This window comes from Frankia sp. AvcI1 (assembly GCF_001420875.1).
Taxonomy (GTDB): domain Bacteria; phylum Actinomycetota; class Actinomycetes; order Frankiales; family Frankiaceae; genus Frankia; species Frankia alni.
In genome coordinates, this window is the sequence record NZ_LJFZ01000028.1 from 53436 (window position 1) to 78363 (window position 24928).

The window sequence follows — 24928 nt, forward strand, 5'->3', positions numbered from 1 at the left end:
TCCCCTCCTCGGTCCGGTCCGGTCCGGCGGGCCGTGCCGGTACAGATCAGTCGGCCGGCAGCAGCCGCCGGTAGCGGCTGCGGTAGTAGACGAGCGGGCCGTCGTGCTCGCCGGCGCGGACGCTCTCGACGTGACAGGTGACGATGTGGTGGTCGCCGCCGTCGTGGATGGCGGCGATGTGCGCGCCGATGTGGGCGGCGGCGCCGTCCAGGGCGGGTGCGCCGCCCGGCAGCGGCGTCCACGCGACGCCGGCGAACTTGTCCGCCCCGCTGCGCNCGAAGCCCGCGCTGAGCAGATCCTGGTCGGCGCTGAGGATGTTGACGCACAGCCGGCCCGCGCCCGCCACCGCCGGCCACGAGGTCGACGACCGGCCCGGGCAGAACAGGATCATCGGCGGGTCCAGTGACAGCGCGGTGAACGACTGGCAGGTCAGCCCGACCGGCCGGTCGCCGGCCAGCGCCGTCACCACCACCACGCCGGTGGCGAACCGGGACAGCACGTCCCGGAAGCTGGCGGCATCCGGCCCGGCCACCGATCCGGATCCATGGCCGGGTCCGGGTCCGGGTTTGTGAGCCGGTCCGGGTCCGGTCCTACGCGTANGCACAGGCACGGTGTGGTCTCCTCCCGACGGGGCCCAGGCGGGGCTCGGCACGGCGGTCAACCGATCCGGCGACCGCGGCCGACCCAGTGCGGCTCGCGGATCGCCCGTTTGTCGACCTTGCCGGCCGCGTTGAGCGGCAGGCCGGCGCGGAACTCGATCGACTTGGGCGCGGGCACCCCGCCCAGCTCCCGGCGGACGTGGGCGATCAGGTCGGCCTCGGTCACCTCGGCCCCGGCCCGGGCGACGACGACCGCGTGCACGGCCTCGCCCCACTTCGCGTGCGGCACGCCGATGACGGCGGCCTGCGCGACCGCGGGATGGGTGAGCAGCACGTCCTCCACCTGGCGTGGGAAGACGTTGAACCCGCCGCTGACCACCATGTCCTTCTTGCGGTCGACGAGGTAGAGGAAGCCGTCGTCGTCCAGGCGGCCNATGTCGCCGGTGTGGACCCAGCCGTCGCGCAGCGCCTCGGCGTTGCGGGTGGGGTCGAGGTAGGTCAGCATCTGCCCGAGCTGGCGCGAACAGATCTCCCCGGTCTCGCCGATCGGCAGCGGGCGGTCGGCCTCGTCCTGGATGCTCACCCGCACGTACGGGATCGGGCGTCCGGCCGAGGCCAGCCGGCGCAGGCCGGGCTCGCTGTCGACCCGGTGGTCCTCCTTGCGCAGGCAGGACACGTAGCCGGGCTCGGTACCCGCGTAGGTCTGCACGAAGATCGGGCCGAACACGGCGAGGGCCTCGCGCAGGCGCTCCGGGGCGATCGGCGCCCCGGCGTAGATCATCGTGTGCAGCGAGGAGAGGTCGTAGGACGCCCGGTCGGGATGGTCGAGCAGCAGGTACACGATCGTCGGCACCACGGCCGTGGCGGTGACACGCTCCCGCTGCACCGTGCCCANCAGCAGGTCGACGTCGAGCCCCGGCAGCATCACGTTCGTCCCACCGCGCAGGAACGTCGGCATGACGAAGATCTGGGTGAAGTGGGTGAGCGGGGCGCCGTGCGCGAACACCTCCCCCGGACGGATGTCGCCGATCTCCAGGCCGGCCGTGATGCTGTAGTGCGCCCAGGTCTCATGGGAGGTGACGACGCCCTTCGGCTCGCCGGTGCTGCCGGAGGTGAACAGCACATACGCCTCGTCGTCCTCGCGTGGCACCGTCGCGGGCGGGCCGTCGAGCTGGGCACCGAAGTACGCCGCGTAGTCGAGGCGGCCGAGCCCGGCGGAGTCCACCGCCTCGACGGGACCGCCGCGGCGCACCGAATCAGCCGAACCAGCCGAACCAGCCGAATCGGCCGAATCGGCCAGACCGCCCGGTCCAGCCGGTGACGGTGTGCTCGCGGCGAGCCGGATCAGCCGGGGNCGCTGCGGCACGCCGGCGAGGGCCTCGGCGACGACGTCGTCGAACCGTTCGTGGTAGATCAGCGTGGTCGCCCCGGTCTGGCGCAGCGTGGCCCGATGCCCGGCGGCCGCGGCCCGCGCCGGCATCTGCACGAGCGCTGCCCCGGCCTTCCAGATGCCGTGCTGGGTCGGGATGAACTCCAGCACGTTGGGCAGCAGCAGACCCACCCGGTCCCCGCGGCCGACGCCGAGCGCGGCCAGGCCGTGCGCCACCCGGTTCGCGTGCTCCCGCATCTGCCGGTAGGTGAGCCGCCGCTCGCCGTCGACGAGCGCCGTCGCTCCCGCGTGGTAAAGGCACGCCCGGTCGAAGACCTCGGGCAGGGTGCCCCACATGACCGATCCCCTCCTCGCCGACTCGCTGTCGCCCGGCCGCCGTCTGCCCGGCCGCCTCAGCCACCGGCGCCGTCGGCGGTGGCTGAGGCGGTGGGGGTGCCGACGCCCGGGGCGGCGCCCGAGACCGCGATGGCGCCGGCGTCGGCGACCCAGTAGTGGGGGGTGAGCACCGGCAGGCCAAGCTGCTGGAGCACCGGGGTGTCGTTCCAGTTGGTCAGCTCACGGTCGATGCGGCCGTCCGCGTCGAGCTGATGCCAGGTCTGGCCGCGGGTGGCCAGGGAGCGCCCGCCGGTCGGCACTCCGCGGAAGCCGGCGAGATGTTCGCCCGTCCACCGCCACAGGATCGTCACGGCGCGGGCGCCGGCCCCGCCCGTGGTCTCGATGGCCTCCAGGACGTCGAAGCGGTGGATGCCGAGGCCGTTGGCCGGATCCTGGTTCGCGAAGGGGGCGAGGCGCTCGCGCACCTGCGTGCGGTCGGTGGCCGTGTCCACGACGTGGTCGACCGCCCGGCGGTCGTCGTAGAGGACCGCGTCGGCGTAGAGCGCGACGGCGGCGTCGGTGTCGGCGGTGATCGCCCGCGCCCACCGCTCGGCGTGCTCGGTCGCCTGGCTCATCGGGTTCTCCTCTCGCGCCGGCTGGGCGGCGGCTCGGCGGGCGGCGGATCAGTGAGTGGGGGCGGGGACCGGGGCGGTGATCCCGCCGTGGGCCGACACCGGCAGTCCCAGGGTGTGCAGCGGCGCCACGGCGTCCCAGTAGGTCGACTCGCGCCGGATGCGCCCGTCGGCGTCGTAGACGTGGAAGGTCTGGCCGGCGGTGGCGAAGGGCCGCCCGCTGGTGGGGACCCCGAGAAAGGCGGCGGCTCCGTCGGGTTCCCAGGTCCAGCGGATGAGACCGCTGCGGGCGTCGCCGAGGTACTCGTCGATGCGGAACAGGTTGATGCCGATGCCGTTGTCCCGGTCCGCGTTGGCGTACGGGGCGAAGACCCGATGCAGCTCCGCCTTGTCGGTGATGGACTGGTCGAGAATCAGGTCCTCGAAGAGGAACTCGTCGGCATACAGCGCGCACACCTTCTCCGCGCTCTCGCGGAATGCCTTGAGNCACTGTACGGCGAAACGGTAGGAGGACATCGGACAACGCTCCCTGTCGGCGCTTCCTGCCGGGTCGACGGTTCCCGACGGCGGTCCGAGGGAATCCCGTGGTTCGGTGGCCACCAGGTTAGGTCCGTCGCCGGCGGCACCGCGTCATCCCCCGGGGGTAAAGACCCTGCTCCTTGGGGTGAATGCGACGGGGCCGGCCGGCTCCGCCCGGTGAGAGCGGGTCGGTGCGGTGCCGATGTCACCCCGATGAAGGGCGGAAGTTCTCCCGCAGGGAGATTCCGCCCCGCGCCGGCCGAGCTACGTTTCGCTCGACCGGGACGCATTCAGCGGGGGCGTGTTCACCGGGACACCGTCGACGACGAGGAGTGTGCTGCGGCATGGGAAAGCACCACGTGGAGATGACGCCGGACGAACAGGCCGACGTGCTCGCGACGGCCCGCGCGCTGGCCGAGGAGTTCGCCGCCGCCGGGCCGGCGGCCGACGCCGACAACCGGTTCCCCACCGAACTCGTTCCCCGTTACCGGGACAGCGGCCTGGTCGCCCTCTCGGTGCCGAAGAAGTACGGGGGGCTGGGCGCGGACATCTGGACGACCACCCTGGTGTCGAAGGAGCTCGCCAAGGGCGACCCGGCCATCGCGCTCGCCTTCAACATGCACCAGACGATGATCGGGATCTTCCGCGGACTGCTGGACGAGCCGATGCGCGAACGGGTGTTCGCCGAGGTCGTCGACGAACAGAAGATCGTGTGCGGACCGTTCAGCGAGGATCGGGCCGGCCTGACNGGTCTCGCCGACACGAAGGCGGTTCCCGACGGTTCCGGCGGCTGGCGGGTCACCGGGCGCAAGACCTGGGCCACCCTCTGCCTCGGCGCCGATCTCGTCGCGTTCAACGCGACGATCACCGACCCGTCCGGCGAGCTGCCGACGGAGTTCACCGACCACGCTGCGCGCGAGGCGGTGTTCGTGCTGCCGATCGACAGCCCCGGCATCAGCGTGGTCGAGACCTGGGACACGATGGGCATGCGCGCGACCGGCACCCACACCCTCGTGTTCGACGGTGTCGCCGCCCCGGCGGACGCCTACGGCGGCAACTTCCGCAACGGGTTGTTCGGCGAGTTCGAATGGGCGTCGATGAGCTTCGCCGGGGTCTACTGCGGCCTGGCCGAGAAGGCGTACGCGGCGACTCGGGAGATCCTGCGCAAGAAGTCCCTGGGCGCCACGATGGAGGGCTCCGACGTCACGTTGAAGGGCATCGGCTACATCCAGCACGGGCTCGGCCGGATGCTGGTCGACACGGAGACGGCGGCCCGCGCGCTGGAGACGACGGGGCGCATTCTGCTCGACGGCCGGGACGCCGAGTGGAATCCGCTCGCCCGCACGGGGTTGCTCGACGTCACGAAGGTCGCCACCACGGAGGCAGCGATCCGGGTGACCGACACGGCGCTGCGCCTGGTCGGCGGGTCGGCGTTTCGACGTGGCCACGTCCTGGAGCGCCTGTACCGCGACGCCCGCGGCGGGCCCTTCCACCCGCTCACCACCGACCAGGCGTACGACCTGCTCGGGCGCGCGGAGCTGGGGCTGCTCGACGGCGCCTGACGCGCACGGGGCGTCGCCGGGCTCAGCCGCGCGGGCCGGGCCCGGCGAGCCCGAGCGCCGTCGCGATCGCCTGCGCGCGGTTCACCGCACCGAGCTTGCGCAGGATGTGCTTCACATGCGACTTCACGGTGTCCTCGGTGATGACCAGGGCGGCGGCGATCGCGGCGTTCGCCGCCCCCGCCACCATCAGGTCGAGCACCTGCGACTCCCGGGCCGTGAGGCCGTCGCCCGGGCGGGCGGGCGCCGGCGGGCCCGCGGCGGGGGGCATCGCCCCGAGTGCGGCCCGGGGCGACAGGTCGAGGCCCGCGTCGCAGAATGCGCTCATCGACTCCACCGCCGACGACAGGATCGTCCGGGCCTGATCCCGGCCGGCCCGCAACCGCTCGGCGAGCACGGCCCGCTCGTAGAGGTGGCTGAACCCGTCGGCGAAGGCCCACAGGACATCACGGTCGAAGGCGTCGACCCGCCGGCCGGCGGGATGATGGTCGGCGTGCAGGAACCCGACGACGGATGTGCCCTGCAGCAGCGGGGCGACGACGTAGGACGCGGACCGGCCCGACTCCACGATGATCGGCCGGTGGACGACCGCGCGCGCCGTGTCGAGGACGGCGACGGGCTGGCCGTCGGTCAGCAGCCCGGCCTCCGGGGTGCGTCCGCGCAGCGGGATCGGTCGGTCCACCCAGCCGGCGAACCACGACTCGAACTCGTCACCGTTGCTGAAGTACGCCATCCACGGCCACCAGGCGTCGTCCTCGACCCGGGACACCACCGCCCGGCCGAATCCGCAGCGCCGGACCAGCTCCCCGCACGCCTCGTCCAGCAGCGGCGTCGAGCCGGGCAGCGAGCGCAACCGCGCCAACCCCGCCGAGACGGCGCCGAGCCGGTGGTGGCGCGCGTCCCGCTCGAACTGCCCGAGGTCGAAGGCGAGCTCGTGCAGCTCGAGGACGAGCAGGCACAACCGCAGGCCGCCCTCCGCGGGCATGCCGCTGCCGGCGGCCCCCGCGGACGATCCGTGCACGGGGGCGTCGGCGATGGCTTCGGCGGTGGGGTCGCCCAGGTCGCGTAACCGCGCCAGGCAGTGCTCGGCCAGGTCGACGGCGTCCTCGACCGCCGGCACCGCGGGGGTGGCCGGGACGGCCGCCGCGGCGGGCGGCTCGACGTCGAGGGCCTCATGCACCCGCCCGGACACCGCGGCGAAGCGGGCGGCGAGCTCCCGCCCACGCCGCCGGCGCTCACGATCGGCGGCGCCCGCGGCGAAGACGAGCTGCCGGCGGACGCCGGCGGACGCGCTCACAGCGCCCGCTGCGCGATGCGGGCCAGATGCAGGTAACGGGCGACCGCCTCGGAGCGGTTCGTCGCCCGCAGCTTGCGCAGGATGTGCTTGACGTGGGACTTCACGGTGGTCTCGGAGACGGTGAGCGCGGCGGCGATCTGGGCGTTGGTCGCTCCGCCGGCAAGAATGCGCAGCACCTCCCGCTCGCGCGGGGTAAGCCCGGCGGGTCCGGCCGCGGCGTCCACCGCGTCCAGCCGCGCCGGTGCGACGCCGGCCGCCGCGGCAACGCCGGCCAGGTCGGCACCGCCAGGGACGGCGCCGGCCGAGACGGCGCCCGCCCGGACGGCGCCGAGCCCGTGGGACGGCGCCGGCAGCGTCGGCGGCGTCGCGGGCGCGGGCGCGCGGCCCAGGCGCACCGGCGCGGAGCCGAGCCCCGCGGTCGTCGCGCGGACGGCGCGCAGGGCCTGCGCGATCCGATCCTGCTGCAGGTACGCGCGCTCCATCAGAGTGATCCGTTCAAGGAGCAGGCCGAGGCCGTCGGCGAAGACCTGCACGTGGTCGCGGTCGGCGGGGCGCAGCGGCCGGCCCGAGTGCTGGACGTCGGCGTGCAGCAGGCCGAGGACGGCACCGCCCGCGACGATCGGCGCGGCAACGTACTCCTCGTCGCTCCCGGCGAGCTCGACGGGCAGCCGCAGGATCCGGCTACACGGCGAGCGGGCATGGTGCACGAGCACAGCCGACCGCCGGCGAACGAGCTCGGCCTCCGGCATCGCGGCCGTCAGGGTCACCTCCGCGTCCCGCAGAAACTCGCCCGGCACCGCGCCGCCGCTGGGCGCCGCCACGTGCAGCGCGATCGGCAGCCAGCTCGACCCGCGCACGCCGGAGATCAACGCGCGGTCGAACCCGGCAGCCGCGCACAGCGCCGACGGCGCGGCCCCGGTCACCCGCGCGGCACTCGGCTCGCGGCGCAGCGCGGCGAGGCTCTCGTCGATGCGCCGCCGGACCGCGACCGGGTGCGCCGCCATCTGCGCTCCCAGCGCCGACTGGGCCGGACCGAGCTCGGCCAGCAGCTCGCCGACCCGCCGAAAACGGCCTGCGGCGAGTTCCGCACGCAGTTCGGCGTCGGCGCCCGCAACGGCCAGGCGATCGAGCCGGGCCGTCAGCGCCGGCGACGCGCCGCCTGCTGCGGCGGAGCGCAGCGCGCAGACCAGATCCCCGCGCCGCCGCCGGATCTCCTGCTGCATGGACACGAGCGAGGGAGCGGGCGATGTCAAAGCGGTGTACCTCCCCGGTCCGCGAGACCCGCCGGCCGCCTCTGCGCCGCTTCCTCGACGTCGCCGAACAACCCCGCCGAAAGGTCGGTCGGAAAGCGTGGACGCAAGCCGTCGGATTTACCGGCAAAAGACTAGGTGACGCAGCTCACGCCGTCAAGGCGAATGGCGTCCACGGCAAATGCCGAGGTACCGCCGTGATTTCGCCGGACTCCTGAGGAAGGGACCGCGTCGGCACGCCGAGATGAGCGGCTCGGCCGGTCGGCGAAACGGTCGGCCCGGGCTCGCCGCCGGGCGGCTCCGCATTGCGGCCGGCTGGTGAATACGCTCGGATACACACAGCCCGTGCTCGGTCCCGCCGGGCCGTCGGCCGGACGATGGACGCCGAATTCCGAATACCGAGTGCCGAGGAAGGACGACGGGGCGCCGCTGCTCCGGCCGTCAGGTTCCCGCGGCGCGGGTCGCGGCCAGGCTCGCCCGCAGGGACGCCACGGCGGCGGCGGTGTCGGGATGGCCCATCAGCAGCGCCTGACCGCGGGCCTCCGTCTCCAGCGCCGACCACAGCGACGGGGCGTCCGTGCTGGCCGCGAGCGCTCGTTTGGACAACTGCACACCCAGCGGCGGGTGGGCGGCGATCTGTCCGGCGAGGTCGAGCGTCTCCGCCAGCAGGCGGTCGGCGGGCACGGCCCGGTTGGCGAGCCCGATGCGAACGGCCTCCTCGGCGCCGACGGGCCGCGCCGTGTACATCAGCTCGGCGGCGAGGCCGCGCCCGACGATGCGCGGCAGCAGCCAGGAGGCTCCCAGGTCCCCGCCCGACATGCCGATGCGCACGAAGGCGACCTGGAAGTACGCATCGAGGGCCACGGTCCGGATGTCGGCGACCAGGGCGAGGCTCACGCCACCGCCGATCGCCGGACCGCCGACCGCCGCGAGCAGCGGCTGCGGCAGCGTGTGCAACGCCAGCAGCATCCGGTTGGCCAGGTCCTGCAGCGCCAGCCCGCCGGTGGCGCCGAGCGCCGGGAACTCGGCGGCGCCGTCGAGGTCGTACCCGGAGCAGAAGCCCCGGCCGGTGCCGGTGAGCACGACCGCCCGCACCGAGCTGTCCTCGGCGAGCCGCTCGGCGACGGTACGCAGCTCGCCGAGCATCCGCCGGTCCAGCGCGTTGAGCCGCTCGGGACGGTGCAGCCGCACCAGCGCGACCCCGGGTCGCGGCCGGTCCACCCGCACGGTCGACAACTGCGCCAGGTCGGGATGCGGTCCACCGCTCCGGTGCTCCCCGGACGCCGACCCGTCGACCGCCGCCTCGACCGCCGCCGCCTCGACGGCCGCCGCCTCGACCGCCGCCTGCCTGCTCACCGCCGCACCGATGGCCGCCTCCTCGCTCACCGTCTCCTCGGTCACCGCTTCCCCCATCATCGGTAGCTCGACCACCGCTCGTCGAGGATGCCCGGTAGCCCCCGGGTCCCGCATCACCCCCGCGGACCCTGTCCACCCTCCCTTTGGGGGATCAACCCGCCGTCCGGGGATCAACCCGCCGTCCGGGGGATCCACCCGCGACGGTCGCCTCCGATGGCGGCCGGGTCAGCTCGGACGATCCGCGAGGAGGTCGGGGAGCACCATCGTNCCCGGCGCCCGCCGGCCGCCGGGGCCGGGCCGGGGTTGCACGGCGTCAGCGGTGACGGGCTCGCCGCAGGCGGAACAGTGCACCGTGGGAACGAACTCCTGGCCGCACCGGTCGTGCTCGAACCGGATCGGCGGCCCACCCTCGGGCGTCGCCCAGCGGTCCCCCCAAGCGGTCATCGCGAGGAGCACCGGGACGAGGTCGCGACCGGCGTCGGTCAGCTCGTACTCGAACCGCGGCGGGCGATCGGCATACCGCACCCGCCGGACCACTCCGCCGGCGACCAGCTCGGCCAGCCGGGAGGTCAGCAGGTTACGGGAGATCCCCAGATCCGTGACCAGCTCGTCGAAGCGACGAATACCCAGGTAGAGGTCGCGCAGCACCAACGGGGACCACCAGTCGCCCACCACCTCCAGGGTCCGGGCGAGGGAACACTGCATGGTCGCGAAACTCGTCTGGCGCATGGCCCGAGCCTAACGGGTTGCACTATTGAACTTACTGCGGCTAGCGTGCATCTCGCCGCGGNCGGCGCCAGCGCCGGGCCCCGCGGGTCCAGCGAAAGCAGGAGGGCCGATGTACCACCGCATCGTGGCGGGCAGGGTGCGCGCCGCCTTCGCCGCCATCAACGCCGGCGACTGGGAGTCGATGATCGCTGGGATGGCGCCGACGTTCACCTACCGCTTCTACGGGGACCACGCGCTGTCCGGCGAGCGCCACACCTCGGCCGCGCTGCGGCTGTGGTGGCAACGCACCGAGCGGCTGCTGCCCGGCACGGTCTTCCGGGTCGACGACGTGCTCGTCGCCGGCTGGCCGTGGTCGACCCGCGTCGCCACCCGCGTCACGGTCGACGCCGGCCTGCCGGACGGCTCCCGCTACGACAACGTCGTCATGCAGTTCATGCGGATGCGCTGGGGAAAGATCACCGAGGTGCGGACCCTGGAGGACACCGCGGTCCTGGCCCGCGCCCTCGACCGGCTGGCCGCCGCCGGCCTCGCCGAAGCACACGCGGCCCCGATCACCGACGCGTCGACCACCTACCCGTCGACCACCTACCCGTCGACCACCGACGCGTCGACCACCGACCCGGCCACCGCCACGCCGACGGGGCGGGGGCGGCGGACTCGGTAGCGTCTCGGCCCATGGCGCGCATCCGGACCGTGCTCATCGACATCGACGGCGTGCTGACGGTGTCCTGGCAGGCACTGCCCGGCGCGCCCCAGGCGCTGGAGCGGCTGCGGGCGGCGGGGCTCGGCGTTGCGTTCGTCACCAACACCACCTCCCGGGACCGGGCGTCGATCGCGGCGGCGCTCGTGGCCGCGGGCTTCACGGTCGATCCCGGCGAGGTGTTCACCGCACCCGCGATGGCCGCGTCCTACCTGCGCCAGCACCACCCGGCCGCCCGCTGCCACGTGCTCAACAGCGGCGACATCCGCGCCGATCTCGACGGGGTGGCGTTCAGCGCGCCCGGCGAACGGCCGGACGTCATCGTGCTGGGCGGCGCCGGGCCGGAGTTCAGCTACGAGGCGGTCAACCAGGTCTTCGCCTGGGCGACGGACGGCGTGCCCCTCGTCGCGCTGCACCGCAACCTGTTCTGGCGCACCGACGGCGGCCTCCAGCTCGACACCGGCGCCTACCTGCACGGTCTGGAGCAGGCGCTCGACCGGCCGGCGGTCGTCGTCGGCAAGCCGGCGGCGGAGTTCTTCGCCACCGCGCTGCGGGCGCTCGGTTCGCGGGCCGAGGCGGCGGTGATGATCGGTGACGACGTCGAGCACGACGTGCTCGCCGCCGCCCGCCACGGCCTGACCGGGGTGCTGGTCCGCACCGGCAAGTTCCGGCCCGACTCCCTCGCGGCGGCATCCGGGCGTCCCGACCACGTCATCGACTCCTTCGCCGACCTCCCCGCGCTGCTCGACGGCCTCGACTGAGACCGGCCCGCGCAGTTCGTCGGCCGTACCGCCTCGACCGCCTCGACCGCGGGGATTCGCCGATGACGGCCCGGGCCGTCCCTGTAAGATGGGATGAATGCCTGAAATTCATGCGTGGACACCACGGACCGGCAACAGCGCGCGGACGCCCTCGGGCGGCGCGGCTCAGCACCGGGCGAGACACCCGTCCATGCGGCCGGCGGCAGGGGCGCCGTCACCGTCGGCCCAGCCTGGGGAGAGTTCTCCCGGGCCGATCGGCGGCGCCGTTCCCGGTGCGCCCCGCGTCGTCTGACGCCGTGGCCCCGATGACCGGGCGCTCGCCGTCCGACTCGTTGTCCCTCGACTCGACGCCCATCGGCTCGACGCCCATCGGCTCGACGCCCATCGGCTCGACGCCCATCGGCTCGACGCCCATCGATGCGATGTCCATTGATGCGACGTCCGTCCACTCGACGTCCGTCCACTCGACGTCCGTCGACCCCGCCCCGCTGCGGCCCGCCCAGCCCGTGGTGCCCGTGCAGCGACCACCCGAGGTGCTGTTCGTGTGCGCNCACAACGCGGGGCGCTCGCAGATGGGCGCCGCGCTGCTCGACCAGCACGGCCGTGGTCGGGTTCAGGCCCGCTCCGCCGGCCCCGCGCCCGCGGCGACCCTGCATCTACCTGTGGTCGCGGCCATGGCCGAGGTCGGCATCGACCTGTCCGGCGCCTGCCCGACCCGGCTCACCGACGACGCCGTGCGCGCCGCGTCGGTCGTCATCACCATGGGCTGCGGCGACACCGTCCCGATCTATCCACACACCCGGTACCTGGCCTGGGAACTCGACGACCCGGCCGAGAAGCCGCTCGAGGACGTCCGGCCGATCCGGGACGAGATCGACTCCCGGGTGCGCTCCCTGCTCTACAGCCTCGGAGTCGCCGCCCGGGTCGGCCTGCTGCGCGACCGGCCCGACCCCGACCGGCTCGACTCCCCTGACCTCGATCGCGCCGACGTCGTCCGGCTGGACCTTTACCAGCGGGACCGTGACCAGTGGGACGATGACCAGTGGGACCACGACCAGTGGTACCGCAGCCAGCCGGGTCGGGGCGAGCACCAGCCACCCGGCAGCCAGACCGGCCCTCGCCGCCTGCCCGCCGCCCCGCCCCGGCCGCGCCCGCTGCGGACAGCCTCGGCCGGCCAGCCGACGCCGCCCGGTCCCGACCGCGCGGCGTCGGGGGTCAGCCGGCCGACGCCGCGACGACGCGGGCCAGGTTCTCCAACGACTTCTCCAGGGACGCCACCGGGACGACCGGCCAGGTGATCCGGGCCTTCCACCGCTCGGGCGAGCCGCTCCAGTCGCAGTAGGACGTCACGTCGGTGGTGGTCGCGTCGACGGGGTCGAGCAGGTAACCGTAGACGTGACCGACGTTCGGCATGCCGACCCCCGCGACCCCCCATTCGAGGTGCGCGTCCCGGCTGAACCTGGTGACCGTGTTGATCACCTTGTAGCGGCCGAGGGGGACGTCGCCGAGCGGCTCGCGGTCCATGTCCATCTCGAAGGAGTCACCGACTCGCTCGAGGCGCTTCGCGTCGACCGGGGCGACGAGCATCCCGGAGCCGTCGATGCGCACATGGCCGTGCGGGTCCGTGATGAGCGCGAAGATCTCGCTCGCGGCGGCCGGGACCCGCCGCTGGACGGACACACGCTCGGAGTCGGACATCGGCATCCTCCACGGATCACCCGGGCCAGCGACTGCTCGCTGCTGGTGACGCTGGTCCAGCGCCGTTCCCTGTCTATGCCGCCACGACGCCCGGGGACAAGCGATTGCCGGCGCCTCGGCTCCGGCCGTTCGGCCCGCNCCACCGCCACCCGACCGACCGCTACTCGGCGGCGATCCGCCCGACGTGGGCGACGGTGCAGGTCAGCGTGGTGTCGCTGGGGACGTCCGCGCCCACCGGCCGGATGGTGAACGTCTTGCGGGCACCCGAGTCCACCCTGAACAGGGACGCCAACCCGCTTTCGATCTTGCTGTCGTTGGNCTTGACGTCGACCTGGATGACGTAGTTCGACCGCTTGGACGAGCCGTTGAGCACCTCGCCCGTCACCACCGCCCGGTGGTTGTCGGGGTCGCGCACGCAGTCGGTGATCCGCACGTCCGCCGCCGCGCGGGACCCGTCGGAGGAGCACCCCGCCNCCGCCCCCAACCCGACGGCGAGCCCGAGCGCGAGCCCACTGGCCAGCACCCGTCCGCGCGCCCGGGCGGGCCGGACGGGGCGGGGGGACGGGCCGTCCTCCGACCACGGAACGCCGCATATCTGTGAAGACGACACCGGCTAAGCCTACGGCCCCTCTCCGCGGCGAACGGGCCGCGGCAGGTTCCCCACCTGTCGCCTCCCGGACTGTCCGAGCGGCCGACGAAGCGGTCCGGTCGTCAGCGCCCGCCGCACCGACGACGACGGTGCCGACACCACCGGAACAAGGTCGTCAACCTACCGGCTGGCCGTCCTCGGAATCCGTCTGCTGAGCGCTGGCCTCCTGCGCAACAAGATCATGTACTGACATGTGGAATTCCTCCCCGCCCTGCTTTTCTTCGAATGTAGGTGATCGTACCCGAGGTATCCGCCGGAGATCTCAGGGCCACCGAAACACGCGACAGCGGAACCACCCAGTCCCACCTGCTCGGCGGTCCCGGATCCTGGATCACGGCACACTGCCCGACAAAGCCGGTGACCAGCACCATGTGCCCCTCGAAACCGTCGCGTTCACGCTCGGCCAGCACCGCCGCGTCCAGACTCAGCAGCGGAAGCCACCGTGCATCGATGCGGTCCGTCAGACGCCTCGGGTCGGGGATTCCGGGCACAAAGGTGACATTACCGCTCGCGAGACATCGAGCGATCGCAGCGCCCTCGCGCGAGAAGTCGCTGATGTCGAGGAAATACTCCAACGTCTCGTCGTCCAGCCCGGAGCGCCGCAGCTCCGTCTCCGCGTCCCGCATCAGCGCGACTGCATCGAGTGCATCCTCGTGTCGAACCTCATAGCCGTTCTCCCCGAGCCACGCGAGCATCGAGTACGGCCAGGTCTCCACTCCCTCCCGGAATCCGGTGATCTCATCTGCCTGGTCGAGGGTCATCTGCTCGGCATGACCGAGAGTCTCCAGAGTCATGATCAGACTCGCCTGCGCGCAGTGCAACGCGTCGGGCGAGTTCGGGACATGGCGACGAATCGCGAAGGGGCTATCCATCAGTACTCCTGCCTAGCCAGGTCGCCAGGATCCAGGACGTGAGGTCACAATCGAACTGGTTCTCGAGATACCGCCACGATCCGGTCGGATTGATATCGGTCAGCCAGCTCCTTCCACTTCCGTCCATCACCATGTCGAAGCAGCAGTAATGGACCNGAAGACTTCGGGTGATCTCTCGCAGGGCCGGCGCGAAATCCTGTTCGTCGGTTGTGACGGTGGCCCCCTGGGACGCTCCGGGAAGCCGGGAGTCCGCCGATCCAGGCGCCACCTGAAGTCGAACCGTCAGAACGGCGTTGTGGACGCAGTAACACCGGTACTCAATCGAATGCGGAAGAAAACGCTGGAAAATAGTGGGAGTGTCGAGCGGCCCGACCTGACGAATCTTCGCCAACGCCGCATCGGTCAGCAGGGTGGTGTTGAAATACCGGCCCGGCGAGACCTCCTGCCAGGCATTGATCGGTTTCACCACGATTCGATCGCCGAGCAACGCGACGTCGGCGTCGAGCAGCTCGTTGGTGATGACGGTCGGCGGTATCGCGAGTTCTGGACAGGCGCGCGCGGCGCACTGCAGGAGAGCGATCTTGCGATCCTGAAGAAGGTCGGCATCGGGATGAATCAGCCACGCGGCCGGACTGTGCGCCGCCGATCGGACGAGCACCGATCGGAGCAGGGCGTTCCACTCACGCTCCCCGAACTCGTCGCCGTCGGTGTCGACCATGNTCGGTCGGTTGACCGCCATGGGCAGGCAGAGCACGTGCCGGTAGTCGGCGAGCGGGTAGCGGCGGCCGTCGAGCCCCAGCTCCATCGAGGCGAGATCTCCGTGAATCCGGTATCGCTGGCGGGCGAGTCCGAGCCACAGCACCTCGCAGGTCCGGCCGGCCGCGCCCANCACCGCGNCACATCGCGCCACATGCTGGTCGTCATGCCGGCCGATGACCAGCACCTCCGCGGTCATCCCGCGCGTTCCTGCCAGGTGAGTTCAACGGCGTTGCCCGGACTGACCCAGGAGCCGACCTCCAACTCGATCACGCCGAGGTCGTCATGCCGCCCGACCGTCATCCGCCGGCCAAGGCGCNGCTTGAGTTCGAACGCCAGCCGCTCGACGTCGGGGAAGGCGGAGTAGTCGAACTGCGCCCTACGCAGGAACAGCGGCCGAGCGGCGCTCCAGTAGCAGTAGCGTGTCGCCCGGGTGATCTCCTGGTCGGAGATGATGCGCCAGCGGGTCGGGCTGGCGTCGGTATTCTCGGCACTGGCGTAGATCCGCAGGTCGTCGGCCACGTCCCCCGTCGTCTCCATGCGCTCGCGCACTTTCTCGGCTTCCACCTCACGCGATCAGTTCGCGGTTCGCGTGATGCCCGCGCAGTGTGATCGTCAGGTCGTAGTCCAGCCAGGGCTGTGTGCCCGGCAGTGACGTCTTGCCGAGAAAGAGGCGCAGTGCCGTCTCAACCGCAGGACAGATCACTTCTCGCTCCAACTGTTCCATCCGGCGGGGGCTGTAGGCGAGACCCGGCGCACCGGACCGATGCCTGGGCATCGCCTCTGCCATGAGCCCCAGAATGCGCTGCCGGGTGGTCCGGGCCGGGTCCGCAACCGAGGCACCAATCATGATCTTGACGACGGGCAGCAGATTCGGCGGATCGAGACTCGCCGTCGCNGCGTCAACCAGGAGCTGACGCACCAGTCGAGGCGCATCAGCCGGCTGGCAGCCGGCCAGCGGCGGCCAGTTGGTCTTCAGCCAGCCGACGAAGTGGGGTGCGTCATTCAGNGACGCCGCCAGGCACCTTCCCCGCAGCACGGCGAGCAACTCCTCGTTCACAACCTCCCCCGAAAGAACTGCGAAACCACCACGCAGGAAGATGCGCCGTCAGATGGTCGCCACTTTCCCGCACGGCCGCGCACCATACCGGTATGCGACTTACTCTTCCCGACGAGGCCGCCCGACGCGCCCGTTCACGACCGATACTCGTCTTTCTGGTCGCCGTGCCGACGGGCGGCCCGAGCTCCGGTTCATCGTTCTACCTCCTGTTCGNGTTGCAGCTGCTGACGGTCCTCGCCGAGGTCTGGCACGGCTGCCGGTGCCACCGGTCGGCGAACGGCGACCTGGCCTCCCGTCGTTCCGGNGACACCCAGCGCCCGCCCGCAGCCTGACGCCCGGTCGGCGGATCGCCGCGGAGGTCGATTCCTGNCGGCCTTGCCCCGCGCACGACTGGACAGCAAAGGGCGCCCCGGCTGCCGGCCGCGCCCGTCATTGCCGTGGATGCACTCCGAACGGGACCTGCCGACGCACCCGCGCGCACCATCGCCGCCCCCGGCAGTGGAATTATCGTCGCGCTTAGACTAACCAGTCGGCACGCCCGGTGTCACGCGTTTCCGGCGCGCGTTCGCGACCCGACCCACAGGGAACACCCGTGACCTGCCGGAACGCAACACCCGCCGGTGAACCGACCGGGGAATGCGAAGCGCCCCGACAGACCTTCAATTCGATGGGCGTGCTTGCCGATTGTAAAGAATGAGACGAGAAGCAAACCGTCGCCGGTGGTGATTTACTGTGATACAGCGCCGAGGCCGGTCNGCCGGGTCAGGAAGTGGTCAGCGGGACGATGGCGGCGCCGAGCTCGACCGTGCCGCCGCGCACGACGTCCGCCCGCAGGCCGCCTCGCTCGGCGAGGGCCCGCCACAGCCCCGGGCGGTCGAGCAGACGTTCCAGGTAGCCGCACGGCGGGCACGGCCGCGCGCCGTACAGCACCACGTCCCCCACGCGGAACGCCCGACCGATCAGATCCGGCAGGTCGATCCCCTCGGTGACCAGGTTGCGGCGCGTCTCGTGTTCGGCGAGCGTGACCCGGCCCTCGTCGACCAGGGCACGGACCGCCTCCCGGGCGATCAGCGTCACCGCCCGCCCGGAGCCGCTCCACGCGGAGTAGGTCCCGGCGCCCGCCGCGTACNGGTCCCCGGCCAGGCCGCGGCCCTCGATCACCCGTGCCCGGGAGCGGGCCCGCATCGCCGCGCCGCGGCCGGCCGCGGTGTAGATGCCGACCAGGCGACCGCCGCGGTCCATGCTGGCGACGCTACCCCACCGGATATCCTCGCGGCCGCCCCTCGCGGCGGCCACCACCATCACCACCACCGGCCACTGCCACTGCTACTGCCACTGCCACTGCCACTGCCACTGCCACCACAACTACCACCGCAACTGCTGCCGCCTCGGGCCGCTGCTTCAGCCCCCATCTCTGCCACCACAACCGCCGCAGGTGGGAAGGGTCGCGGCTGTGACGGGGCTGGGAAATACTCCTCGAATGAGTGAGATCCTGATTGCCGAGACGCTCGGCACCACGCGCCTGATCACCATNAACCGGCCCCAGGCCCGCAACGCGCTCGGCGGCGGGCTCGTCACCGCGCTGTATTCGGCGTTAGTCGCCGCGGACGAGGACCCGGACGTGCATGTGGTCGTCCTCACCGGCGCCGACCCGGCGTTCTGCGCCGGCGTCGACCTCAAGGAGGCCGCGCGGGACGGCAAGAAGTACTTCGACCAGTTCGAGGGCACCAACTGCGTCGGTCAGGTCGCGCGGATGCGGACCCCGGTCATCGGTGCCGTCAACGGGCCGGCGTTCACCGGCGGACTGGAGATCGCACTGGGCTGCGACTTCCTCATCGCCTCCGAGCGTGCCGTGTTCGCCGACACGCACGCGCGCGTCGGGGTGTTGCCCGGCGGCGGGCTGACCGCGCACCTGCCGCTGTTCGTCGGCGTCGGCAACGCCCGGCGGATGTCGATGACGGGCGCGCTCGTCGACGCCGCCGAGGCGCTGCGCATCGGGCTGGTCACCGAGGTCGTGCCGCACGCGGAGCTGCGCGAGCGGGCGCTGGCGGTGGCAGCGTCCGTGGGCGAGGTCGACCCGCGGATGACGCGCGGGCTGAAGAAGGTCTACGGCGACGGCATCGCCACCTACACCGGCCCGGCGAGCGCCGCCGAGGCACGCGGCGCGATCGAGACGCCACCGGCGTTCGCCGAGATCGAGCAGCGCCGGGTCGAGGTGATGGCCGGCAACCGGGCGCGTCTGGGCGCCGACCGCGGCTGAGGCGACGCCGGCCGGCCGCAGCGCAGCGGCGCAGGCGACGCCGGCCGGCCACGGCCCTGGGGCGCAGGCGACGCCGGTCGGCCGGCCGCGCGGCGCCGGGCGCCCGTCAGCCGACGTAGCGCTCGCGCAGCCGGACGCGCTGCAGCTTGCCGGTGGGCAGCCGCGGCAGTTCCTCGACGAACTCGATCGTGCGCGGCACCTTGAAACCGGCGAGCCGCTCGCGGCCGAACGCCTGCAGCACGGCCGCGAGCTCCGCCCCGACGACCGCCTCGGCAGTCGGTTGGACCACGGCGAGCAGCCGCTGCCCCATCTCCGCGTCCGGCACGCCGATCACCGCGACGTCGGCGACGGCGGGGTGCAGGATCAGCACGTTCTCGATCTCCTGCGGATAGATGTTGACCCCGCCGGAGATGACCAGGTCGGTGCGGCGATCGGCCAGGTAGAGATAGCCGTCGGCGTCGAGATGGCCGAGGTCGCCGAGGGTCAGCCAGCCACGGTCGTTGTAGGCGGCGGCGGTCTTCTCCGGGTCGTTGTGGTACTCCATCCGGGTCGGGCTCTCGAAGAAGACCCGCCCGATCTCGCCCACGGGCAGCTGCGCGCCGTCGTCGTCGACGATGTGCACGACGCCGACGACGGCCCGCCCCACCGAACCGCGGTGGGTGAGCCACTCCTGCGAGGTGATCGCGCACATGCCGCCGCCCTCGCTGCCGGCGTAGTACTCGAAGACGATCGGCCCGAGCCAGTCGATCACCCGCTGCTTGACCTCCGGCGGGCAGGGGGCCGCGGCGTGCACAACCAGGCGCAGGCTGGCCAGGTCGAAGGCGGTGCGCTGCGCGGCGGGCAGCTTGAGCAGGCGGACGAACATCGTCGGCACGACCTGGACGTGGGTGACCCGGTAGCGCTCGATGGCCCGCAAGGCCTCGACGGGGTCGAAGCGCTCCATGAGGACGACCGTGCCGCCCAGGCGCTGGGTCGCGGTGCTCCAGCCCGTCGGCGCCGCATGGTAGAGCGGCGCCGGGCACAGGTAGACGCTGTCCGGGCCGAAGCCGAACGAGCCGACCATCGCGCGGTCGATGGCCAGGCCGGTGCCGAACGGGTCGAGCGGCAACGCCGGCTCGATGCCCTTGGGGCGGCCCGTCGTGCCCGACGAGTAGAACATGTAGATGCCCTCGACCTGGCCGGCGGGCTCGGCGTCCGGCTGGCCGGCGAGGGTGGCGCGGTGGTCGAGGATGCCCTCGGCGAGCTCGGCCGGGCCGGCGTCGATCATGACGATGTGCTCCAGCCGCGTGGCCGACTCCCGGACGCGCTTGACGATCGGGGCCAGCTCGGCGGAGGTGAACAGCACCCGCGCCCCGCAGTCGTCGACGATGTGGGCGGTCTCCTCGGCGGTGAGGTGCCAGTTGACCGGCGTCCAGTACAGGCCGCTGCGCTGCGCGCCCCAGGCGACCTCGAAGTACTCGGGCCGGTTCGGTAGCAGGATCGCCACGTGATCGCCGGGACGCAGACCATAGCCGGCGAGCAGGTGCGCGACCTGCCGGCTGCGGCTTTCCAGCTCGCCGAAGGTGAGCTGCGCGCTGCCGTCGGCCATCACGACGGCCAGCCGGTCCGCCGGATGCCGGGACGGCTCGCCGAGCATCGCCNCAGCCTCTGGCATGTGACCCTCCCTGTCGACCGTCCCGCTGGCACGGACCGCAATGCGCCCTTTACGTAGTAAACGATGTTAGGGCGGTCACATGCCAAGTCAAGCGGGTCTGCTCACCCGACATATCCGGAGGTAGGAGCACCACAGGCCCGCGGCACAGGCAGCACCGAGACGGCCGAGGACTCGGCGGGCCGTCCCCCGGCGGGCGGGTCGACGCCGGGCCGGGCACCGCCGGGCCGGGCACCGCCGAGCGGTGCGTCGGCGGGCGGTGCGTCGGCGGGAGCGGCACGCAGCCAGCGGGTGATCTCACCGGGCGGCAGCGGCGGCGCGAACAGGTAGCCCTGGGCACTGTCGCATTCGACCTGCCCCAGCCCCTCGGCCTGGGCGGCGGTCTCGACGCCCTCGGCCGTCACCGTCAGGCGCAGCGAGTGGGNGAGCTCGACGAGCATCCNCACGATCTTCTCGCCGTCGGGGTCGTGCCCGCGCGCGGAGGCGAAGCCGTCGACGAACGGCCCGGCAAGCTTGAGCGTGTGCACCGGCAGCCGGCGCAGGTAGGCGAGGTTGGAGTAGCCGGTGCCGAAGTCGTCGATGGCGATGCGCACGCCCATCGCCGCGAGACCGTCCAGGGCCCGCGCAGGCTCGCCGGCCGTGCCCATCAACGCGCTCTCGGTGAGTTCGAGCTGGAGCAGTTCGGGCGGCAGCCCGGTCTCGTCGAGGATTCGCCCGACCTGGTCGACCAGGTCGGTCTCGTGGGTCTGGCGAGCGGTGAGGTTCACGCTGACAAAGGGCGCGCCCGCGCCGTCCGGACGCAGCTCACGCCAGCGGGCCGCCTGCCGGCAGGCCAGCTCCAGCACCCGACGGCCCAGCGGGACGATCTGGCCCGTCTCCTCGGCCAGGCCGATGAACGCCTCCGGACCGAGCAGCCCGAACCGGGGATGCCGCCAGCGGACCAGCGCCTCCACCCCGATCATCACCCCGCCAGCCCAGCCGGACCCGCCGGACCCGCCGGCCACCCCAGCCCCGCCGGCCACTCCAGCCCAGCCGGCCCGAACGCGGCCAGACTGTTCGCCGAGGGTGACGATCGGCTGGTAGACGACGATGAACTGGTCCCGCTCCACGGCGCCGGGCAGCATCGTCGACAGGGTGTGCCGGGTCACCTGGCGCGCGTTGCGCTCCGCGTCGAAGACGGCCCACCGCCCCCGCCCGGCGTCCTTCGCCTGGTACAGGGTGATGTCCGCGGCGCGCAGCAGATCGGCGAGGTCGCCGTCGGCCGCGGGTCGCTCGACCAGGCCCATGCTCGCGCCGATCGACAACGACTGGTCGCCGACCCGGACGGGCTCCGCCAGCGCCGCGAGCACGGCGCGGGCGGTGGCGGTGACGTCGTCGATGCCGGCCGTGTCGGCGAGGAGGACGACGAACTCGTCCCCACCCATCCGGACGAGCAGCTGGCCCGGGGGCAGCGCCGCGGTGAGCCGCCCGGCGACCGCGACGAGCAGCCGGTCGCCGGCGTCGTGCCCGAGGCTGTCGTTGACCGCCTTGAACCCGTCGAGGTCGATGAAGCACAGCCCGAGGCGTCGGTCCGGCTCGGCGGCCATCAACTCGGTGACCCGTTCGGCGAGCACCGTCCGGTTGGGCAACCCGGTCAGCGGGTCGTGCCGGGCCTGCCGGTGTAAGCGGCCCTGTAACCGGTGACGTTCGGTGACGTCCACAATCATCGAGAGCTGGATCTCGCCACGTCCGTCGGCCTGGCGCAGGCAGGTGGTGGTCAGCTCGGCCCGCACCGTGGCGCCGACGGGCCCGGCGAAGCGCAGCTCCGTGCGCAGGTGCGCCGGTCCGGCGAGCCGCTGGGCAGCGTGGGCGTCGCGCAGACCGGCGGCGTCGTCGGGATGCGCGAACTCGTGCAGCGCCCGACCGTGCACCCGGTGCGGGGCGACGGCGAGCATCTGCAGGAAGGCGTCGTTGGNGTCGACGATCCGCCCGGCGGCGTCGGCGAGCACGATCCCGATCGCGGCCCCGTTGAAGATCATCTGGAACCGGGCGTCGGTGGCCAGGTGGGCGGCGCGGTGGATCGAGTCCTGGCCGGCGAGGATTCGCTCGCGCAGGGCGCGGGTGTATCCGTGCGCCAGGGCTCCCTGCAGGGCGGCGACGCGGCCGGTGAGCTCGCCATCCGCGTCGAGGCCCAGCTCGGGAAGCAGCCGGGCGCCGCAGACGCGGATCGTGGCGGCCAGCGCGTCCGCGGCGCNGAAGGTGTAGTCCGCGATGGCGGCCCCGACCGCGGCCGGCTCCCCGGCAAGCGGTTCGTCAGCAAGCGGCTCGTCAGCGAACGGCTCGTGAGCGAACGGCTCGTCAGTGGGCGGCTCATCAGCGGGCGGCTCGTGAGCCCAGGGCTCGTCGAGCAGGGCATCGACGAGCCGCTCGGTCAGGCCGAGCAGCCGCTCCTCCACGGCGAGNAGGCCGGTGGCCGGGTAGCTCGCACCGACGATGGCACGCGCCCACACCCGCGCGAAACGCACCACCCCGCGGCTGCGGGCAGCCGGGGACAGGTACCTCTTCTCCACGCCTGTCGGATGGACTACCGACGGCCGACGGCGGCCAGCGCCACGGCCCGGCTCGGATCGGNGGCCAGCGGGTCGCGCCCGCCGTGCGCCTCGTCCGGCCGCCAGGACGGCAGGTAGACCAGCCCCGGCTCGACCAGGTCGTAGCCGGCGAGCAGGGCGGCGATCGTCGCCCGGGACCGCGGGGTGACCCCGGTCGGCGTCGACTCGTACACCTTGCCCGCGCCGTGCACCTGCTCGGCCCGCTCGTCGGCGGTCACGTGGGACACCGCCAGGTAGCTGCCGGGCACCGTCGCCGCCCGGAAGGCTTCGATGATCCCGGCCGGGTCGTCGCCGTCGGCGACGAAGTGCAGCACGGTGACCATCAGCACCGCGACCGGCCGGGAGAGGTCGAGCAGCCCGGTGACCTCGCTCGACCCGAGGATGGAGGCCGGCTCGCGGATGTCCGCCTGCAGCACCGTGGCCAGCGGGTTGTCGGCGAGCAGCATCCGGGAGTGGACGACCGCCACCGGGTCGATGTCCACGTAGACGACCCGCGCCTGCGGGTTGATCCCCTGGGCGACCTCGTGCACGTTGCCGACGGTCGGCACGCCCGAGCCGAGGTCGAGGAACTGGGTGATCCCCGCCTCGGCGGTGAGGAAGCGGACCGCCCGGTGCAGGAACAGCCGGTTCGACCGCGCCACCAGCGGGCCGTCCGGGAACGCGGCGATCACCGCCTGGGTGGCCTCCCGGTCCGCGGCGAAGTTGTGCGACCCGCCGAGCGCGTAGTCGTACATCCGCGCGGCGCTCGGCCGATCGACGTCGACACCCGCGGCCCACCCGGGCGTTTCATCCATCATCCGCTCATCCCCTGCCCGGTCCGATCGACGACCTAACGTGAGTGAATTGTCCACCACCGCAGCCTTCGTCACCACGCGGGGTATTGCCGATTACGCAGAACGGACACCTCACGTCCGGATCGCCCGGCCCGTCACCCCACCCACAGGTGCACTCACCTGCGCGAAGCAGACATCGAGCCCCGACGGCCTGCGCGCCACGCCCACGATGTGCGCGCTCGTCCCGAGCATCGAGGGTTCGGCTTCGGTCAGAACGAGCTCGCGCGCAGGCGATCGCTGGAATCANCCCCGTGACCTGANCCCGGGCCCGCCACGTCCCGCTCAGGCCGAGGGGACCATGACGATGCGGCCGGAGACGTCGCCCGCGCGCAGGCGGTCGTAGGCGGCGGGCATGCCGNCCAGCGGGACGGTCTCGACGTGGGCGCGGATCAGGCCGGCGCGGGCGAGGTCGAGGACCTCGAACAGTTCGCCGCGGGTGCCCCAGTACGGCAGCGAGACGTCAACGTCGAACGGCACCGTCCCGAACCGGAACGGCAGCGCCCCGCCGGCCAGGCCCACGACGGTGATCCGTCCCTCGGCCCCGACGGCAGCCGCGGCGGTGGCCATCGTCGCGGCGCTGCCGACCATGTCGAACACGGCCTGCGCGCCCAGTCCGCCGACGGTCTGCGCCCGGATCGCGGCGGCCGCGTCCTCGCCCGCCGGCACCGCCGCGTGCGCGCCGAGAGCCAGCGCCTGGACGAGCTTGCCCGGGGCGACGTCGACGGCGACGACGCGGGCCGAGGTGATCGCCCGCAGGATCTGGATGCCGAGGTGACCGAGGCCGCCGGCCCCGATCACCACCGCGGTCGAGCCCGGCCCGAGCAGCGGCAGCGCCTTGCGGATCGCGTGATACGGGGTGAGCCCGGCGTCGGTGAGCGGCGCGGCGGCCACCGGGTCGAGGTCGCCGAGCGGGACGAGGTGGCGCACGTCGTCGACGAGCAGGTACTCGGCCATACCGCCGTCCCCACCGAGGCCCGGGCCACCCATCCCGTGGGTGACCTCACAGTACTGTTCGGCGCCGCGGGCGCACGCTCGGCAGTGCCCGCAGCCCCAGGGCCCGTAGACGGCGCAGGCGTCACCCACCCGCACCGCGNTGACCCCGGCGCCCACGGCGTCGACCCAGCCGGCGGACTCGTGGCCGAGGGTGAACGGCAGGCGCAGACCCTGCCCGACCATCTGCTCCGCCGGCCATTCCATCAGGTGCAGGTCGCTGTGGCAGGCACCGGCGGCGGCCACCCGCAGCCGCACCTGACCCGGCCCGGGGACGGGGTCGGGCACCTCGACGAGCTCGGGAGCCGACTGGTAACGGGTCATCCGCAGCGCGCGCAACGAGCCCCCCTCGCCCTGGCCCGCGGCCCTCGCGAGCACCAAGNCCATCCTCGTCCCACCGATGGCCAGACGCGATGGCCAGACCCGATGGCCAGACGCGATGGCCAGACCCGAAGGCCAGACGC

18 protein-coding genes and 14 pseudogenes are annotated in these 24928 nt (G+C 72.8%); 7 read left to right on the forward strand and 25 right to left on the reverse strand.

The features are described from left to right. Window positions 1-46: 46 nt before the first annotated feature. The 8 genes and pseudogenes from UK94_RS63980 to UK94_RS24155 all read right to left on the reverse strand — a co-directional run. On the reverse strand, window positions 47-275 hold a 229-nt coding region (locus UK94_RS63980; RefSeq protein ID WP_235489563.1), incomplete at its 5' end, for a flavin reductase family protein. A gap of 1 nt (window position 276) precedes the next feature. Beyond that, a pseudogene (locus UK94_RS63985) lies at window positions 277-532 on the reverse strand (flavin reductase family protein); the annotation flags it as partial. Window positions 533-657: 125 nt separating this feature from the next. Then, a pseudogene (locus UK94_RS63990) lies at window positions 658-1032 on the reverse strand (long-chain fatty acid--CoA ligase); the annotation flags it as partial. A 1-nt stretch (window position 1033) separates the two neighbouring features. After that, window positions 1034-1493: pseudogene (locus UK94_RS63995) on the reverse strand (AMP-binding protein); the annotation flags it as partial. A 1-nt stretch (window position 1494) separates the two neighbouring features. Then, a pseudogene (locus UK94_RS64000) lies at window positions 1495-1953 on the reverse strand (AMP-binding protein); the annotation flags it as partial. Window position 1954: 1 nt separating this feature from the next. Continuing rightward, window positions 1955-2325, reverse strand: a pseudogene (locus UK94_RS64005) (class I adenylate-forming enzyme family protein); the annotation flags it as partial. 56 nt (window positions 2326-2381) lie between these two features. Next, complete coding sequence (locus tag UK94_RS24150; protein WP_055751641.1) at window positions 2382-2939, reverse strand: ketosteroid isomerase-related protein; 558 nt, start codon at window positions 2937-2939, stop codon at window positions 2382-2384. 48 nt (window positions 2940-2987) lie between these two features. After that, window positions 2988-3422, reverse strand: a 435-nt coding sequence (locus UK94_RS24155) for a ketosteroid isomerase-related protein (RefSeq protein WP_235489566.1), incomplete at its 5' end; no start/stop codon positions are given. Window positions 3423-3820: 398 nt separating this feature from the next. On the opposite strand from UK94_RS24155, the gene UK94_RS64010 reads away from it, so the two are divergent. Both UK94_RS64010 and UK94_RS24160 read left to right on the forward strand, forming a co-directional pair. After that, window positions 3821-4203, forward strand: a 383-nt coding sequence (locus UK94_RS64010) for an acyl-CoA dehydrogenase family protein (protein WP_235489622.1), incomplete at its 3' end; no start/stop codon positions are given. A gap of 1 nt (window position 4204) precedes the next feature. After that, window positions 4205-5017, forward strand: a pseudogene (locus UK94_RS24160) (acyl-CoA dehydrogenase); the annotation flags it as partial. Window positions 5018-5039: 22 nt separating this feature from the next. Here the strand turns inward: UK94_RS24160 and UK94_RS24165 are convergent. From UK94_RS24165 to UK94_RS24180, 4 genes and pseudogenes are all read right to left on the reverse strand, one after another. Then, on the reverse strand, window positions 5040-6311 hold the full coding sequence (locus tag UK94_RS24165; RefSeq protein ID WP_055751644.1) for a LuxR C-terminal-related transcriptional regulator: 1272 nt from the start codon (window positions 6309-6311) through the stop codon (window positions 5040-5042). Beyond that, window positions 6308-7564 carry a helix-turn-helix transcriptional regulator gene (locus tag UK94_RS24170; protein ID WP_235489568.1) on the reverse strand — a complete coding sequence of 419 codons (1257 nt, stop codon included), beginning with the start codon at window positions 7562-7564 and terminating at the stop codon, window positions 6308-6310. The genes UK94_RS24165 and UK94_RS24170 overlap by 4 nt, the downstream gene beginning before the upstream one ends. Before the next feature lie 438 nt (window positions 7565-8002). Beyond that, complete coding sequence (locus UK94_RS24175) at window positions 8003-8962, reverse strand: enoyl-CoA hydratase-related protein (protein WP_235489571.1); 960 nt, start codon at window positions 8960-8962, stop codon at window positions 8003-8005. A 223-nt stretch (window positions 8963-9185) separates the two neighbouring features. Next, window positions 9186-9646 (reverse strand): annotated as a pseudogene (locus tag UK94_RS24180) (helix-turn-helix domain-containing protein); the annotation flags it as partial. A 109-nt stretch (window positions 9647-9755) separates the two neighbouring features. Here UK94_RS24180 and UK94_RS24185 point away from each other — a divergent pair. Continuing rightward, window positions 9756-10310 (forward strand): nuclear transport factor 2 family protein, encoded by a 555-nt coding sequence (locus UK94_RS24185; protein ID WP_055751645.1) that lies wholly within the window; start codon window positions 9756-9758, stop codon window positions 10308-10310. Window positions 10311-10321: 11 nt separating this feature from the next. Next, window positions 10322-11107 (forward strand): TIGR01458 family HAD-type hydrolase, encoded by a 786-nt coding sequence (locus tag UK94_RS24190; RefSeq protein WP_055751646.1) that lies wholly within the window; start codon window positions 10322-10324, stop codon window positions 11105-11107. Window positions 11108-11321: 214 nt separating this feature from the next. Here UK94_RS24190 and UK94_RS24195 read toward each other — a convergent pair whose 3' ends face one another. Continuing rightward, a complete protein-coding gene (locus tag UK94_RS24195) occupies window positions 11322-11537 on the reverse strand; it encodes a hypothetical protein (RefSeq protein ID WP_055751647.1) in 216 nt (71 codons plus the stop codon). A gap of 121 nt (window positions 11538-11658) precedes the next feature. Between UK94_RS24195 and UK94_RS76445 the strand changes: the two are divergent. Then, window positions 11659-12405 (forward strand): annotated as a pseudogene (locus UK94_RS76445) (hypothetical protein); the annotation flags it as partial. Here UK94_RS76445 and UK94_RS24205 read toward each other — a convergent pair. The 3 genes from UK94_RS24205 to UK94_RS24230 all read right to left on the reverse strand — a co-directional run. Continuing rightward, complete coding sequence (locus UK94_RS24205) at window positions 12323-12805, reverse strand: polyketide cyclase (RefSeq protein WP_041938960.1); 483 nt, start codon at window positions 12803-12805, stop codon at window positions 12323-12325. The pseudogene UK94_RS76445 and the gene UK94_RS24205 overlap by 83 nt on opposite strands. Before the next feature lie 828 nt (window positions 12806-13633). Next, entirely contained in the window at window positions 13634-14326 is a 693-nt protein-coding gene (locus UK94_RS24215; protein ID WP_055751649.1) for a hypothetical protein, read from the reverse strand. Between the two features lie 1324 nt (window positions 14327-15650). Next, window positions 15651-15980: hypothetical protein (locus UK94_RS24230; RefSeq protein WP_235489573.1), on the reverse strand; the 330-nt coding region annotated here is incomplete at its 5' end. A 1642-nt stretch (window positions 15981-17622) separates the two neighbouring features. Here UK94_RS24230 and UK94_RS74910 point away from each other — a divergent pair. Both UK94_RS74910 and UK94_RS24240 read left to right on the forward strand, forming a co-directional pair. Then, on the forward strand, window positions 17623-17675 hold a 53-nt coding region (locus tag UK94_RS74910; protein ID WP_268761597.1), incomplete at its 3' end, for a hypothetical protein. A 1-nt stretch (window position 17676) separates the two neighbouring features. After that, window positions 17677-18402, forward strand: a pseudogene (locus UK94_RS24240) (enoyl-CoA hydratase); the annotation flags it as partial. Between the two features lie 106 nt (window positions 18403-18508). Here UK94_RS24240 and UK94_RS24245 read toward each other — a convergent pair. The 9 genes and pseudogenes from UK94_RS24245 to UK94_RS74925 form a co-directional block, all read right to left on the reverse strand. Continuing rightward, window positions 18509-20038: an acyl-CoA synthetase gene (locus UK94_RS24245; protein WP_055751653.1), complete on the reverse strand. Its 1530-nt coding sequence runs from the start codon at window positions 20036-20038 to the stop codon at window positions 18509-18511. A 119-nt stretch (window positions 20039-20157) separates the two neighbouring features. Beyond that, a partial coding sequence (locus tag UK94_RS64020; protein ID WP_235489579.1) for an EAL domain-containing protein occupies window positions 20158-20477 on the reverse strand: 320 nt, incomplete at its 5' end. A gap of 19 nt (window positions 20478-20496) precedes the next feature. Next, window positions 20497-22007: pseudogene (locus tag UK94_RS64030) on the reverse strand (EAL domain-containing protein); the annotation flags it as partial. A 1-nt stretch (window position 22008) separates the two neighbouring features. Further along, window positions 22009-22071 (reverse strand): annotated as a pseudogene (locus UK94_RS64035) (hypothetical protein); the annotation flags it as partial. A gap of 545 nt (window positions 22072-22616) precedes the next feature. Beyond that, a partial coding sequence (locus UK94_RS74915; protein ID WP_268761598.1) for a hypothetical protein occupies window positions 22617-22663 on the reverse strand: 47 nt, incomplete at its 5' end. A 1-nt stretch (window position 22664) separates the two neighbouring features. Next, window positions 22665-23438 (reverse strand): annotated as a pseudogene (locus UK94_RS24255) (SAM-dependent methyltransferase); the annotation flags it as partial. A gap of 318 nt (window positions 23439-23756) precedes the next feature. Then, on the reverse strand, window positions 23757-23832 hold a 76-nt coding region (locus tag UK94_RS74920; protein WP_268761599.1), incomplete at its 5' end, for a hypothetical protein. A gap of 1 nt (window position 23833) precedes the next feature. Further along, window positions 23834-24563: pseudogene (locus UK94_RS24260) on the reverse strand (zinc-binding dehydrogenase); the annotation flags it as partial. A gap of 5 nt (window positions 24564-24568) precedes the next feature. Beyond that, window positions 24569-24788, reverse strand: a pseudogene (locus tag UK94_RS74925) (alcohol dehydrogenase catalytic domain-containing protein); the annotation flags it as partial. Window positions 24789-24928: the final 140 nt, after the last annotated feature.